This window comes from Bifidobacterium catenulatum DSM 16992 = JCM 1194 = LMG 11043 (assembly GCF_001025195.1).
Lineage (GTDB): Bacteria > Actinomycetota > Actinomycetes > Actinomycetales > Bifidobacteriaceae > Bifidobacterium > Bifidobacterium catenulatum.
In genome coordinates, this window is the sequence record NZ_AP012325.1 from 434,366 (window position 1) to 449,874 (window position 15,509).

Below are 15,509 nucleotides of genomic sequence, written 5' to 3' on the forward strand. Positions count from 1 at the left end.
CTGCATAAAATGCATAATCGTCGTAATAAATAATTATTGATAATTACGATTAATAGTTACTGATTTACACTGGTAGTATTGGCTTCGGGTGCTTCCGGCACACGCACGCACAACGACTTACGCTCCACACTGAAACGAATATGCTGCGTTTCGGGAAGCATATCGCCGTCAACCTGCGCCAAAACAGGCTTCTCCAACTTGATTTCCGCGCTGACGCCCTGAATCTGGTCAACCGTGGAATTCGTGGAGAACGGACTCTGCTGTGCCTTGCCGGTGATGGTCTGATGCAGTACATCACCAAACAGATTCGCCCAACCGATCAAACCGCCGGACGTGTCAATAATCTCATAATCGAGGATGCCATCATCGTATACGGCGTCAGGCATGAGTGAAAACACCGGAATCTGTCCGCAATTGCCGGCCATGAACGTGCGGAACGTCAGTCCGTGCGTTGTATGCGTGCTGCCATCCGCGCTGGTAATGGTCACGTCGCCCTTGTACTTCGGGGCGAACAGGTTCTTCACGCCCGACACGAAATAGGCGAGCCAGCTGATGTTCTTCTTCAACTCAGGATCGGTGTCGTCGATCATCACCGCATCGAAACCGATGCCTGCGATAATGAGGAACGCATGACCATGATCGGCGGTTTCATCATCGAGCAACGTCAAACGGCCGACATCCACCAAACGCGAGCCGTGAGACGTGGCAACGGTCAACGCAGCATCGATATCATCTACGGGAATGCCCATATTGCGGGCAAACAGATTGCCGGTGCCAATAGGGATGATGCCCAGCGCGTGACCGGTTCCCGACAGCGCGCTCGCCACCGTGCGCACCGTGCCGTCGCCTCCAACCGCGACCACCACATCGGCGCCATGCTCCAACGCCTCCAACGCACAGGCGCGACCATCCTTATCAAGCTGTGTTTCGATATATTCGATCTGCGTAAGATGCTTCGCCTCGCAGAACTCCTGAATATGCTGCTTGCGCTGTTCCGCCTGGGGCTTCGACGGATTGATCACGAACGCATAGTGCACCTGATCGTCGTCGCGTTTGTCGAGCTGCTCGGCAAACCTACGGTGCTTATATGCACGCACCGCGAAAAAGGCGGCCGCGCACACCGCTGCAACCGCAAGAACGACAATCACAATGATAACTGGCATAGGCATGTCACCTATTTTTCACGTAAGACGTGAAAAAAGCGAATCAAGCACGATTTATTCGACGATTCCTGCACGTTGTATACAAAAATGGAAGGTTTGCGGCGAGTGTCGGCTTTCAGCACTAGTCTAGAAAACATGCTTGATATCCAATTCATTCGTGAACATGCTGACGTTGTTAAGGAATCCCAGCGCAAGCGTGGCGAATCGGTCGAACTGGTCGACGAGGTGCTGCGCTCCGACGAGGTTCGTCGTTCCTCTCTGAAGGAATTTGAGGCTGCACGTGCGCAGCAGAAAGAAATCGGCAAGAAGGTCGCCGCGGCTCCGGCCGACGAAAAGGCCAAGCTGATTGCCGAAACCAAGGAACTCTCCCAGAAGGTTTCCGAATACAAGGCCGCAGCGGACGCCGCAGCCGAAGAGTACACCACCGCCATGTGGAAGCTCTCCAACGTGGTTGAGCCGGAAGCTCCGGAAGGCGGCGAAGACGATTACGTGGTGGTCAAGAAGGTTGGCCAGATTCGCGATTTCGCAGCTGAAGGCTTTGAACCGAAGGACCACCTGACCCTCGGTCGTGGTGTTGCCGGCATTGATATGGAACGTGGCGTGAAGGTCGGCGGCTCCCGCTTCTACTTCCTGCGCGGCCAGGTGGCCCGCATGCAGATAGCCATGCTTACCATGGCTGTGGACCAGGCTCAAGAGCATGGCTTCACGCTGGCCATCACCCCGACGTTGGTGCGTCCGGAAGTGATGCGCGGCACCGGCTTCCTCAACTCCCACGCCGACGAAATCTACCGTCTGCGCGAACCTGACGAGCAGTACTTGGTCGGTACCTCCGAAGTGGCGCTCGCAGGCATGCACGAGAACGAGATTCTCGACCTGTCCGACGGTCCGCTGCGCTACTGCGGCTGGAGCTCCTGCTACCGCCGCGAAGCAGGTGCTGCTGGCAAGGATACTTCCGGCATCATCCGCGTGCACCAGTTCGACAAGGTGGAGATGTTCGTCTACACCAAGCAGGAGGACTCCTACAAGGAGCATGAGCACCTGCTGGCCATGGAGCAGGAGATGCTCGGCAAAGTTGAGGTGCCGTACCGCATCATCGATACCGCTGCCGGCGATCTGGGCTCTTCCGCAGCACGTAAGTTCGATTGCGAAGCTTGGGTTCCGACCCAGGGTCGCTACCGCGAGCTGACTTCCACCTCCAACTGCACCGAATACCAGGCCCGTCGCCTGAACATTCGCGAACGTATGGAAGATGGCGGCACCCGCGCCGTTTCCACGCTGAACGGTACGCTGGCCACCACTCGCTGGCTGGTCGCCATTCTCGAGAACCACCAGCAGAAGGACGGCTCCATCGTCATTCCGCAGGCCATGCGTGCCTACATGGGTGGCAAGGAAGTCATTGAGCCGACCAAGTGGGAAGCCTGATTCCACAACTTCCTTACGCTGTGATATATTGACATCTTGTGTGTTGGCAGTGATGTCGACACACAAAGGGTAGGTGTCTGAGCGGTCTAAAGAGACGGTCTTGAAAACCGTTGAGGTGCAAGCCTCCGCGAGTTCGAATCTCGCCTTACCCGCCTACAAGGCTTACTGAGAGCGTCCTAAGCTCCCAGTAAGCCTTTTTTATTGCTGCAATCCGGACAAACTCCGCCCAAGTTCGGCTCAGCACCGTCCAAGTCTCAATTCTTCCAGTTGCTGGAGGTTTTTCCCGCTGGGGAGCCGATATACGTCCACTTTCTTCCAGTGACTGGAAGGATTGGGGAGGGATTGTGATGTTGTTCGGTGTACGATCAGGCTGAGCTATGAGAAAGGCTGCTGCGACTATGCGTAAGAATGGGATGCAAATGAAGGACCGGGCGATGGGAGCTATGGCTGGGCTTGCGTTGGGCGATGCGTTGGGAATGCCTACGCAAAGCATGTCGGCCGAGCAGATTCGCCAGTATTACGACGGTCCGATTACGAAACTTATGAATGCCGTGCCGCAGCAGCCAATCGCACCGAATATGAAAGCTGGTGCCGTCACCGACGATACAGAACAGGCTTTCGTACTCGCACAGCGACTTATCGACGATAACGGCTGCATTGATAACACCCGATATGCCCACGATCTGCTGCAATGGGAAGCTGCGATGAAGGCTAAGGGATCGCTTGACCTGCTGGGACCTTCCACCAAAGCAGCGCTGCAAAAACTTACCGAAGGCGTAAGTTTGGAAGAAACCGGCCGATTCGGCACCACCAACGGCGGTGCAATGCGTGCCACGCCGGTGGGCATCGCATTCCGTCCAGGCCAAGCGCTCGCCGACGCCGCCTGGCGATCCTGTGTGGTGACGCATAACACGGTGCAGGGCATTGAAGCGACCACTTTGGTGGCTGCTGCGGTGAGCTTTGCTATTGAAGGAGAACGTGACTTTTTGCACCTCGCGGTGGAATTCGTGCAGAAGCTTCCGCAGCGTGGCAATTGGTCGGCAAAGGCTTCGGTGCTTGCGCGCGTGCAATATTTCATGAATTGGGCCGAAACTGATGGATGCAGACTCAATGACGACGAATTCGCTGCTGTGCTGCAACGGGATTGCGGTACCAGCGTGGAGTCGAACGAGTCCGTGGCCGCCGCTTTCGCCATTGCGGCGCGCTTTTTTGACGATCCCACGCATGCTTTGTGTTTCGCGGCTTCTGTCGGTGGTGACACTGACACCATTGCGGCCATTACGGGTGCGATGCTGGGGGCGTGGCATGGTATGCAAGGTTTCGACAAAACCATGCTTGATCAGGTACTTTCACAACTTGCTGAAGATGATCACCTTGATTTGGTCGGCACTGTTACGTCACTAAGCGCGTTACGTGATGATAGTGCGCTTAATGATGCAAATATCGTTTGATCTGCAGGAGCCGTGGTTGGCGAAACTATGACGAAAGTGCGAAAGACATTGCAATGACTGGAAAAGTTATTTCTCTTGGACAGGTTATTGTCGATCTGACCATGAATGTGGACGCGGTGCCGCGTGCAGGTGAAGATGTGTTCGCCGGCAATGTGCAAACGCAGGTTGGTGCCAGCTTCAACACGCTGTATGCCGTTCGCCGCATGGGCGTTAAGGCGTCTCATGCTGGTGTGATTGGTACGGGGCCGTGGGCTTCGCAGATTCTACAAACGTTGGAAAATCAGGGAATTCAGCATATTGGCAAGCGGGATGCCGTGCGCGATTCGGGATTTTGCGTGGCGTTGACCGACGCGAATGCTGAACGAACGTTCATTTCGACGAGAGGCGCGGAAGCATACGGCAGTGTCGATGCGTTCGATTCTGTGAATCCAGAAAAACAGGATGTCGTGCATGTGAGCGGATACACGTTGGTGCATCACACGGCGGACGCACTGCTTGCTTTTATGAAAAGAACGACTGAACATCGCGAGTTTACTGCAGTATTCGATCCTTCTCCGATGATCGCGACAGTTGATGATGACGTTTTTCGTACGATGCTCGCATATCGTCCGATATGGTCGTGCAATGAATGCGAGGCAACGTTGATTGCGCAACGTTTGGCGGCGCTCGATAATGGCAATTCTTGCGATTGCAAGGTTTCGCAGGATATTGTGCAAGAGATTGAGAACGCGAATGTCGATGAAGAGACGGTTGCGTGGCTGTGCGATCGATTGCGATCTCCTGTAATCGTTCGCGTGGGCGCGGATGGTGCGTGGTTGGCGATTCCCGGTGACGAAGCGCTGCGAATTCCTGGTTTTCCAATGAAAGCGGTGGATACCAATGGCGCCGGTGATTGTCACGCGGGTGTGTTGTGCGCCCTGCTGTGCGAAGGTGTGCCGTTGGAGGATGCTGTACGTTGCGCCAATGCTGCTTCGGCGTTGGCTGTAACGCAATCGGGGCCGGCTACCTGCCCTGATCGAAAGGAGGTTGAGCGGCTCCTGGGAATGGCGTTCTAAGACTTATGGTACAAATGACTATAAGTGGTTATATCATGTACGCGATTACGTTGATGCGGCGTGCATATAGCCTGTCCGCAGTGTCGTGCGGCAGATTCAAGGAGATTGGATTCGTATGAGCAATGAGAAAGGAACCCTCTCCATTGAGGAGCAGGGCATTGACACCATTTCTGAAGAGGAACGTAAAGGCACGCCAGCCAGCCTGTTCTGGCCTTGGTTCGCTGCCAATGTTTCCATGTTCGCCATGTCGTACGGCGCGTGGGCGCTCGGTTTCGGCATTTCGTTCTGGCAGGCCACCGCCATGACCATTATTGGCGTGGTTGTCTCGTTCCTGCTGGTCGGCATCATTTCCATCGCGGGCAAACGCGGCAACGCGCCCACCATGGTGCTCACCCGCGCCACGTTCGGTGTGGAAGGTGCCAAAGTGCCAGCGGCGCTGAGCTGGATCGCCACATTAGGCTGGGAGATTTCACTGACCACCACCGCTGTGCTGGCATTATCAAGCACCATCGAAAAACTCGGTTGGGGCTCTGGTGCCGCGCCCAAGATTATCTCCACCATTGTGGTGGTCGGCCTTGTAGTGGTCGCAGGTATTTTCGGATACGACCTGATTATGCGCTGCCAGCAGGTCATCACCATCGTGACCGGTGTGATCACTGTCGGTTTCTTTATTCTCGGCTGGGGGCATATCGACTTTTCCGCCATTAACTCGGTTCCGACGGGATCATTGCCAGCCATGCTCGGCTGCTGCTTCTTCGTGATGACCGGCTTTGGCTTGGGCTGGGTAAACATCGCTGCCGATTACTCGCGCTATCTGCCGCGCAAATCCTCCAATGGCGGCATTGTGTTCTGGACCACATTCGGTGCGTCCATTGCCAATGTGTTCCTGATTTTCTACGGTCTGCTGCTCGCGGTTTCCAATGCCGACATGGCTGAAAACGTTGGAAATGATCCGATTGGAGCCATGGCTTCCATTCTGCCGACCTGGTACTTGATTCCGTACACCATCGTGGCCGTGCTCGGTTTGATGTCCGGCTCCATTATGGACAATTATTCCAACGGGCTTGCGCTGCTGTCGTTCGGTGTGAAGTTGCCTCGTACCGTGGCTGCCGCGCTCACCGCCGCTTTGACTGTGCTTGGTGTGGTCTACGTGACTTTCTTCTCCGACACGTTCATTGGCCCGTTCCAGGGCTTTCTGACCACGCTCGGTGTGCCGATGGCCGTATGGGCTGGCATGTTCGTGGCCGATGTGATCATTCGCAAGAAGGATTACAGCACCGCTGATTTGTATGATCCGAAAGGGCGTTACGGTGCGTGGAACGGTAAGTCTTTCGCCATTCTCGTCGTCGGTACCGTGCTTGGTTGGGGATTGGTGGTCAACACTGCCGCCAGCTGGCTGAACTGGCAGGGTTATCTGCTGTTCCTTATCGGTGGCAAAGAAGGTAGTTGGGCTGCCGCCAATCTTGGTGTGATTGTTGCGCTGATTATTGGTCTTGCGGGATCGTTGATGTTCCAGCGCGGCGATATTGCCAAGCAGGAAGCTGATCTGCCGGTTTCGGAAGCATGAGTTGCTTATTGCGATAATACAAGGAAAGGAAAAGTCATGATTGCGGAAGATGAATGGCTGGTAGTTATCGACAGGCAGCGTGTTTTTGCGGAAAGTGAATGGTCCGCATGGGCTTGCCCGGACGGCTCCTATCACACTACTGATGAAGCGTTCGCACGATTGGCTAAGGCGTTCGGCGATCGTGTGGTCTACACGCGATATGTTGCGCCTGAGCCGCCGCAAAACGCTTGGATTGATTATTTCAAGGATTGGCCGCAGTTTTTAGTTGCTCCCGACGATCCGATGTACGATCTCACTGCGGATACCGCGGAATTGGCGCAAGGCCATGCCGTGGTCAGTTGCGACACTTTCGGCAAGTGGGGAAGCGTGCTGAGCGAAGCCATTAAAGGCGCTAAAAAGATCACGGTATGTGGTGTCGCCACCGATTGCTGTGTGCTTACCACTGTGCTCGCCGCAGCTGACAATGGTGTAGCGGTGCGCGTTGCTGCTGACGCTTGTGCAGGCAGTTCGCCAGAAAACCATCAGATGGCATTGAACACTATGGCATTGTTCACGCCGCTGGTCACCGTTACCAACACTGACGCTATTCTGAAGTAAAAAAATCGCAAGCAAGCCATTTTCTGCGGGGCTTACTGAAGTTTTTCAGTAAGCCCCGTTCATGTATATCGCAGCAAAACGGGTCTTCAAAAGCGTTTGAGAGTCCGGATTCCTCCATTTGCTGGAAGTTTTATCTCGTTGTCGGCCCTGTGAGCGTCCAGATCCTCCCAGTGGGTGGGATGGGGCGAGGCGGGGTGAAAGGGAAGACTGATTGTTATACGATGCGGCGGTCGGCGGCCCAGCGGGTGAGTTCGGTGCGGTTTGACAGCTGCAGTTTGCGTAGTACGGAGCTGACGTGCGTTTCCACGGTTTTGATGGAAATAAACAGTTCCGCTGCCACTTCCTTGTACGTGTAGCCGCGCGCGATCAGGCGCATGACTTCCTGCTCACGGTTCGACAAGCGGTCCAACTCGTCATCGTGGATCGGTCCGCTTGCAGAGCCTCCTATGCCAGCCGGTGAGCCATTTTGGAAGGCAGACAGCACGAATCCCGCCAATTTCGGCGAAAACACGGCATAGCCCTCATATACTTGCTTGATGGAAGAAATCAAATCATCGCCGGAAATCGTCTTTGTCACATAACCTTGCGCTCCGGCACGAATTACCGATCCGACATCCTGCGGCGAATCAGACACCGACAGTGCCAGAAACACGGTATTAGGGGAGTATGCGCGCGATTTCATGAGAATTTCAGCTCCGCCGCCGCCCTCGCCGCCGGGAACATGCACATCAAGCAGCACCACATTCGGCTTCGTCTGCGCGATCATTGCCACCGATCCCTCGACATCGGACGCCTGCCCGACGATGTCGAAATGCGGCTGCAGCGTTGCGATAACGCCCGCACGGAACATTTCATGATCGTCAACGATGGCGATACGTATCTGCTGTTCCTGCTCGTTCATTGCTGCTCCTCAAAATGGTTGGTGGGTTGATTGCTGAATTGATTGGTACGTTGATTGTTGGATTGACGGTTATGGTGATCGGGAAAATCGGTTTGTTGTGAGTTGCTTTGCGGTTCGTGCGATTGCTGCGCATTCGTGTCTGCGGCTGCGGATACGGGCATGTCTGCGATTGGCATATGCATGCGCACCTCCGTGCCCCATTGCGGTCTCGATACAATCTCCACTGTACCGCCACGTCGCTTGATTCGTCCGATAATCGATTCACGAATGCCAAGGCGATTCGCGGGAATCGCATTCACGTCAAATCCGTTGCCATGGTCGCGTACGAACACTTCCACAAGTTTGCTGCTTGCTTCGCAGTAGACGGAAATCGGCTCTCCTCCATGCGCTACCGCATTGATAAGCGCCTGTTGCGTGGCGTCAAGCAGCGCATCGGTTTGCGCGCTTGGACGTGCGTCGCCCACCGTCACCACTTCGATTGGCTTGCCATGCGTGTCTTCCACATGTGCGGCGATTTCTTTCAAACCGGCGTTCACGGAACGGTCAGACGTGGTGCGTTCCTGATACAGCCATTCACGCAATTCGCGTTCCTGCGAGCGTGCCAGCGAAAACACCGTCTGCTGATCGTCGGCATGCAACTGAATCAGCGCCAACGTTTGCAGTACGCCATCATGCAGATGCGCGGTCATGTCGGCACGTTCCTCTTCGCGTTCCTTCGATGCGCGTTCCGTACCTAAATCGCGAATCAGCGCCATGATCCATGGCACAATCGCAAGCAATACGCCAATCAGCAGTGCCAAACCGGCGCACAGTATGCGAATCATGGAAAACGCGTCAAAATGTATGCAGGAACTGACGTACAAAGCGTATGCGGCGAAAATAATCGCAATGCCGCCAAGCATCGTCCATAATTGACCTTCTTCGGCGTTGAAACGCAACCAAGAGACGCCGATACCGACCAGACCAAGCAGCAGGGGCACAATCAGAGTGCGTTCGATACCGCCTGCGAACATGACGAAACAGATGGAAAGCAGTATCAGACCAGCTAATGCAAGCAAAGCGGGTTTTGGCGCTTTCTTCAGTGTCTGTTCAAGGTTTTCGCTGGAAGATTGCGTATTACCATACGTTTCGTCGTTGCGTTCAGTCGTATCTTCAAAAGATGGTGGTTGCGTGTGCTGACCATCTTGCGTAGCTGTAAAAGATTGATATTCCAGGGAAACGGGATATGTCCCGTACGGCATGTTGCCCCGGGAAAGCGGTGCCTGCCATGGCGAACGCTTGCCGGCAATAATGTACGCCTGCTGTACGGGGTCTCCCACGGGAAGTGCCATCCACAGGAAAATGTAAGCGATGAGCCCTGAACCGAACAGACATGTGGTGGCGAGGAAAAACAGGCGCACCCATAGCACGGCAATGCCCAAATGCATGCTGATCGCCTTGCATACGCCGGCTCCCATGCGTCCGTATGGAGGACGCATCAACGGCAGTTTGGCCGGCTGTGTCGGCATCGGACGTCCCTCATGCAGGGCTTGGTCGCAGCAGTAGCGCATATATACGGCGCTCGCCTGGTCGTACTGGCTTTGCGTGTACCACGGTTTTCCTAAGGATTTCATACTTCCATTGTGCCCTGTGAGGGACGCTGTTTCAGGGCATTCATATAGTGTTCAGGGCAGATTCAGGGTGTTCCCCGATACGTGTGGCACGCGCGAGTTGCTGTAATGGAACCATGAGCAATGCAAACAATGATCCGCTGGGCGATCGCGGCAACGCAGGGCCGCAGCCCGCTGCTGGACAACCGTATCATCGGCAGCCTGCGTACGGTTCGCCGCAACCTTCCCGCGGTGGCCGTTTCTTCGCGTGGATTCGTTCCAGCCAGGTCAAGCGTGGACATGACCGTTGGATTGGCGGCGTGTGCGATGGCATAGCACGTCGTCTTGGTTGGAATACCACGTTGGTTCGTGCGCTTGTGGTGGTTGCCACGCTGTTTTTCGGCGCGGGTGCCGCGTTCTATGGTCTGGCGTGGTTTGTGCTGCCGGATGAGCGTGACAATCAGATTCTTGCTGAGGATTTGATTAACGGCAAGTGGGATTGGAATTGCATTGGCGCGTTGCTGTTCTGCATTGTGGCCATCTGTTTGCCGGGTGCGGGATGGCTTGCTTTCGCGTTGGCCGCGTTGGTGCTGTGGCTTCTGCTCAATAGGCAGATTTATGCGCCGAATGTTCGTCCAAATCAGTGTCAGCAGCCTCCATATGGTCAGGCTCCGTATGGTCAGCCCCCATATGGTCAGGCTCCGTACGGTCAACCGCAATATGGTCAGCCTCAATATGGAAGTCCTTCGTACAGACAGCCGGTGCATCCTGCATCGCCGTCTCCAGCGCAATCGAATCCTTATACTCAGCCGATGCAGGCGAGCGGCGCATATAACGGGGCGGCCAACACGGCTTCGTCACCGGAATCGCAATCGCCTCAGCCCCAACGCCCTCAGTCTCAACAGCCTCCGTATCATGCCTACCAACAGCAGGCCAACGGTCCGGCCGCTTTTGCCACGGCCAATGTTCCTCCAACATTCACCGCTCCGGTAGCCCCGGTAGCGCAGACGCCTACGTCGCCAAGAAGGGGACGTCGTAAACCGGCTGGTCCGCTGCTGGTGTTGGTGATGTCCGGTCTCGCGTTGATCGCATGCGCGCTATGCGTATGGTGCATTATGACGTACGGCATCCAAGGCGGGCAGCGGGGCATCGAATACACGTTGCAGGCATCCGCGGCATGCGTCGGTGGCATCTGCCTAGTGACGGGAATCGTTATTGTCGCGCTCGGATTCGTGGGCAGAAGAACGGGAGGATTGCATCCTCTGACATGGATATCCGTATTCATGTCGTTGGTCATGGTGATGGCTTTGGCGGGTTATTCGCTGTTCAGCCATCGGATTAACACGGGCATTCCCTCATCCTACAAGACGGTCAATGTGTCGGGAATAACCACCATGGGCTCCACCGCCAGTGAAATGAGCGAATACGAGCAGGGCATCGTCGCAAAAGGCAATGATTACGCCACCGACGTGCTGCATATCGACTTAAGCGATTACGCAAAAAACAACGGTCCGCACAAAGTGGATCTTCAGGATGGCACGCAGGGCACAACTTCCTGCCCTACCGGAACGTTGAATGTGGTGGCCTCAAGCGCGCAGGTCGTGGTGACCTTGCCGAACGGTTGCTGGTGGACGTTCGGGTCTGACAGCAATTTCTATACCATCACCGATTTCGTCGGCAGTCCGGACGGGCTCACGTTGGATTCCGGCGAGGTCGAGTTCTCGATTCTGAGCAACGATTCCACGAAATCGGTAGTGAAAAAGCGTGCGCTGGGAACTTACGATTGGAGTTGCGGCTCGTACGGAGACGAATCCGGCATCGAGGATTTCGATGATGAGACCGATACGGAAGATGGCACGGATACCGGCACCGATTCCACTAGGACCGATTCCCCTTTCAAAGACGGGAATGTGGACAAGGCCTACCGCGAAATCTACGACAATCATCAATATTGGCCGTGCTTCACCGGTGATGACAAGGCTCCGGTCATGACAACCGGACTGCAGATCAATACTATGGCAACGGTCGGCGGCAGTGTCGCGGTGCAGTATGCGTCCGACAACACATTGGGCAAAGCGGGAAAGGAGTGACCATGAGTGACGACAAAACCCAGGAAATGCCGGTTATGACGGATGCCGGAGATATGCCTACCGAAACGTTGCATACCGTGGATGCGCAGTCCACGTATGACCAGTCGCAGCACAGTGGGCGTGCAACGCAGGATGATAAGCCGCGCGTGGAATCCGTCCCAGCGCAAAGCGTTCCGACTTATACCGCTTCGGCAGCCGGTGCGAATGGCGGGCATAAGAATCGACAGATTGGAGACGACATCATCAGACCTTCCGGAAGAAGCGGTTCGACCATCGCGCTCGGCGTGTTCACGTGCTTCATGGGGGTGGTGACGTTGCTTTGCGGCATGCATGTGCCAATGAATCTCTGGTGGTGGGCCAGCGATCCGAAACAGTCCTTCGTGTTCCTTCTCGGAGGCATCGGCGTGCTGCTTATCGCCGTCGCCGTGATTTGGGCGATAGTCAGCGCGGTGCGTTCAAACCGATCCAAGAATGGAAACGATGTGGACAGCGACGATCCATTTGACGCTCCCCATAGCTCGGATACCACGGCCTTTTCGACTGATTCGGATAAGTTGCCGCTTTCGGAACGATCGTGAGAATCAGCTGAATAACCCCTGATGTCAGCCGCACCAACGAAATCAAGGCTGACATCGCAAACAAATGCGTGGCCACCATGGCATGGCCAAATCCAACACTTGCTTTTCCATCTTGACGTTGGATTTTGGTCGTACCATGGTGGTCATTTTTATTGTGATTTATGGGGTTTGCTGCAGTTTTCGGTAATTTTCATGGTGTGTTTTCACTGTGTTTTACTGTGCGGCCTCAGCCTGTGCCAAGTCCTCAAATCCAGCCAAACGAACCGTATTGCGAATCGTCTCTTCGGTGAGATTGCGCTGTTCATGCCGCAAACGCTCCACAAAATCGCGGTACAATGCCACAGTGCGGTCGGAATAGGTTCCCAATTCGCCGCGCAGATACGTTTCGAACGACGTGGTCTCTGGCGTATCTTCGACAGTGGTCAGCACACGCATCGCCTCGCCAAGATGGGGAAAACGCTCACGAAAATCACGCGCCCACGCCACCTGAACTGTTATGATGCCTTCCTGCAAGGCGTTGCGACCCGCGGAAATCCGGGGAATATACGGCGCAATGTTTGCACAATACTCCTGTGGATATGTGGATTGCATCATGCGGCCATACTTTTCCGTCACCAAATTACGTCCAACACGGTCGGCTTCCTGCAAGTCCGACCGGTAGCTGTGCAGCAATTCCTCCGGCCACGTCATGAACTGACTGGCACGCATCTGATGAAACATCGGCCAATTGCCTTGGCAGGACGCGCGGCCACCCTCATTATTGGTTTGCTGAAACTGATTCCACTCCAGTTTGATAATGGATTCAACAAGATTTGCTGTATCGTGACCGTCTATTACATCTGAAATTACGTTGCCATTCATATGATTTCGATTCTTGATTTCGTCTTATTGCTGATCTGGATGTGCGATGCCTGCAATGAAGTTATTGCAATCACAAGCTGTGCAGACAACTTGCATCGGACTTGATATGGTCCTCAACATACGGACGTTGCCATTCCACAAAAGTTTCGTGAGATTCGGTCAATCCCTCCCGCAGCAATTCGTCCACAACATCACTGCAGATGCGCTCAACGGTGGCGATAATATGCTCTGCCGCAGGCTTCGCACCCTTGCCGCCCTCACCGAAACCGGCACCGCCGAAACATGCGGCGGAACTCAATCGCAATATGTCTTCCAACTGCTCGCACACGCCGGCAAGCCTTGTTGCCATACGGTGGCTTAGCTTACGCATGGCAGCAAACTGCCATTTGTAATATGGTAGATACCCAACGCTCACCGGCTCATTGATCAGAAACACCAACGAAGCCGTGGCATTTACGAACTCATGAATGCTTAACATCGCAGCAGCACCATCGTCACGCTGCAGCATGCGCGGCAGATTGTATTGCCCCGCCTGAGCCATCATGCCCAAACGGCGAGAAATCAAGGAAAGTCGAACATCTTCCGGCATGAACTTAAACCCCTGCCGAGTCTTGGAAAACACCCCCAACGGATCAGCGAACACCTGACCGTTTGTGGCAGTGGCAAGCGTCGCATCGTCCAAACTCAGCCAAGACGCATAGTCGTTTTGCGCCGGAGCCTCACGAAACAGTGTGATCCGCTCGAAGAAATCACCGATACGAAACACGCCATCGCGGCGGAACTCGCCTTGCGCACGCGGCGTAAGTGGCGATTGAGATGCGGCAAGAGCGTTGGAATCAGCCGAACCATGCCCTGCAAAATGCAGCTTGCCTTGCTCGTCAACAGTGAAATCGCGACTCAACGCATCGTAATCAGCCTGCAATTGCTTGCCAATCGCATCATAATCCTCATCGGTAAGCCACAGGCAGAAACGCGGTGCAAAATCATGATCGCGCGAAAACTCATCGTCGAAACCGAAACATTCCGAACCATAACCGACCAAACCTGCGGCAATCCGCCCCTGATATGCCGAATATGCGCCGGCAAGCAACGGTTTGCCGAGATCATTCCAGAATGCGCGAGACAAAGCAAGTCCTGAAATATGGTGAGAAATCACAGGAATCGAAGATGCGCCGGATTCTGCCATATAGTGCGGTTCACTTGATTGCTGAGATTCGCTTGATTTCGGTGAATGCTGAGATTTCAAGGATTCTTGCGATTCTTGATATTCTTGCGATTCCTGCGTTTTATGAGATGATGGCATGCGCTTATGCAACGCCTGTTTTGCCGCTTCAAGATTGGCTGCAGTCGTGTGATAGTAGTCGGTGTTGCGTCCGTAGCATTCTTCAATCACGCTCAACGCATGCTCATAACCGGAAACTGCATCCTGCAGGCGGCCGGCCATATAGCAGGCCTGCGCATAGCCGGCCAGCGCCGAAGCATAATGCGCACTATGTTCCAAATGCCCGGTACGGTAGATTGTCAACGCTTTCTGAGCGTGCTGTATGGCGTCTCTCGCCCAATACCGGCCCATCTGCAGGAGCAGCAACGCAAGATTGGTGTGCGTGGAGGCGACGTCTATGTCAGCGCTCGCATCGGGGGAAGATTGCTCCAACAGGTCCAGCGCCTGTTCCAGCTCGCGCTTCGCCTGATTGAGACGACCGGTTTCGCTGTACAACATGGACATATTGTTATGCAGCGCGGCCAGGCGTCGGTCGGTGGGGGAGAAGACGGACGTGGCCGCGTCAAGCGCCTGACAGTACAGCTGTTCGGCCTCCTCGTACCGGCCTGCGGCTCGCATGCCCGTGGCCGCGTTGATCAGCGTCGTAGCCCACGCCTGCGGGTCGATTTCCTGAAAATGCAAATGATCCGCAATGCTTAACGATTCGCGGATAATCGGCAGATTGTCGGTATGTCGACCTTGCGAACGGTAAAACCCCATCGTTTCATTCAACACCGTCAGCAAACCGGCGTCATCATGACTGTGTTCGGCTTCGGTTCGCGCCTTCTGCAGATACGGTTCAGCCTGTTCAGGAGCCTTATGCGCATCGAAAATCGCATCAAGACCACGCAAAAATCGCTGTACATCAAATATTGCGCAACCGTCATCGCAATTATTCATATTCAGATTGACATCACTGTCTGCCATCGCAATCCCTTCATCGGTGACCTTCATCATCTCCCGAACTGCAGACG

The 15,509-nt window shown here is 54.8% G+C and carries 12 protein-coding genes and 1 tRNA gene; 8 read left to right on the forward strand and 5 right to left on the reverse strand.

Translation table 11 applies throughout. From position 1 onward, the window contains the following. Positions 1–56: 56 nt before the first annotated feature. Complete coding sequence (locus BBCT_RS01795; RefSeq protein ID WP_003835545.1) at positions 57–1,169, reverse strand: diacylglycerol/lipid kinase family protein; 1,113 nt, start codon at positions 1,167–1,169, stop codon at positions 57–59. A 129-nt stretch (positions 1,170–1,298) separates the two neighbouring features. Here BBCT_RS01795 and serS point away from each other — a divergent pair, with 129 nt between their 5' ends. The 6 genes from serS (at position 1,299) to BBCT_RS01825 (ending at position 7,255) form a co-directional block, all read left to right on the forward strand. Beyond that, positions 1,299–2,585, forward strand: a complete 1,287-nt coding sequence (gene serS / locus BBCT_RS01800; RefSeq protein WP_033500858.1) for a serine--tRNA ligase — start codon at positions 1,299–1,301, stop codon at positions 2,583–2,585. 67 nt (positions 2,586–2,652) lie between these two features. Then, positions 2,653–2,737, forward strand: a tRNA-Ser gene (locus tag BBCT_RS01805). Between the two features lie 225 nt (positions 2,738–2,962). After that, positions 2,963–4,036, forward strand: a complete 1,074-nt coding sequence (locus BBCT_RS01810) for an ADP-ribosylglycohydrolase family protein (protein WP_003835549.1) — start codon at positions 2,963–2,965, stop codon at positions 4,034–4,036. Between the two features lie 53 nt (positions 4,037–4,089). Then, a complete protein-coding gene (locus BBCT_RS01815) occupies positions 4,090–5,091 on the forward strand; it encodes a PfkB family carbohydrate kinase (RefSeq protein WP_003835550.1) in 1,002 nt (333 codons plus the stop codon). A 115-nt stretch (positions 5,092–5,206) separates the two neighbouring features. Next, a complete protein-coding gene (locus tag BBCT_RS01820; protein ID WP_003835551.1) occupies positions 5,207–6,658 on the forward strand; it encodes a purine-cytosine permease family protein in 1,452 nt (483 codons plus the stop codon). Positions 6,659–6,694: 36 nt separating this feature from the next. Beyond that, on the forward strand, positions 6,695–7,255 hold the full coding sequence (locus tag BBCT_RS01825) for a cysteine hydrolase (RefSeq protein WP_003835553.1): 561 nt from the start codon (positions 6,695–6,697) through the stop codon (positions 7,253–7,255). Between the two features lie 214 nt (positions 7,256–7,469). On the opposite strand, the gene BBCT_RS01830 is transcribed toward BBCT_RS01825, so the two are convergent. Both BBCT_RS01830 and BBCT_RS01835 read right to left on the reverse strand, forming a co-directional pair. Next, positions 7,470–8,156, reverse strand: coding sequence for a LuxR C-terminal-related transcriptional regulator (locus tag BBCT_RS01830; RefSeq protein ID WP_003835555.1), 687 nt, complete (start codon positions 8,154–8,156; stop codon positions 7,470–7,472). Then, positions 8,153–9,769 (reverse strand): ATP-binding protein, encoded by a 1,617-nt coding sequence (locus BBCT_RS01835; protein WP_003835557.1) that lies wholly within the window; start codon positions 9,767–9,769, stop codon positions 8,153–8,155. The genes BBCT_RS01830 and BBCT_RS01835 overlap by 4 nt, the downstream gene beginning before the upstream one ends. A gap of 113 nt (positions 9,770–9,882) precedes the next feature. On the opposite strand from BBCT_RS01835, the gene BBCT_RS08705 reads away from it, so the two are divergent. Both BBCT_RS08705 and BBCT_RS01845 read left to right on the forward strand, forming a co-directional pair. Further along, complete coding sequence (locus tag BBCT_RS08705; protein ID WP_033512414.1) at positions 9,883–11,835, forward strand: PspC domain-containing protein; 1,953 nt, start codon at positions 9,883–9,885, stop codon at positions 11,833–11,835. A gap of 2 nt (positions 11,836–11,837) precedes the next feature. Beyond that, positions 11,838–12,413, forward strand: coding sequence for a DUF3784 domain-containing protein (locus tag BBCT_RS01845; protein ID WP_003835562.1), 576 nt, complete (start codon positions 11,838–11,840; stop codon positions 12,411–12,413). Between the two features lie 213 nt (positions 12,414–12,626). On the opposite strand, the gene BBCT_RS01850 is transcribed toward BBCT_RS01845, so the two are convergent. Together BBCT_RS01850 and BBCT_RS01855 are read right to left on the reverse strand one after the other, a co-directional pair. Beyond that, positions 12,627–13,274 (reverse strand): DUF4125 family protein, encoded by a 648-nt coding sequence (locus BBCT_RS01850; RefSeq protein WP_003835566.1) that lies wholly within the window; start codon positions 13,272–13,274, stop codon positions 12,627–12,629. A gap of 70 nt (positions 13,275–13,344) precedes the next feature. Then, positions 13,345–15,462 carry a DUF4037 domain-containing protein gene (locus BBCT_RS01855; RefSeq protein ID WP_047750714.1) on the reverse strand — a complete coding sequence of 706 codons (2,118 nt, stop codon included), beginning with the start codon at positions 15,460–15,462 and terminating at the stop codon, positions 13,345–13,347. Between the last annotated feature and the right edge of the window lie 47 nt (positions 15,463–15,509).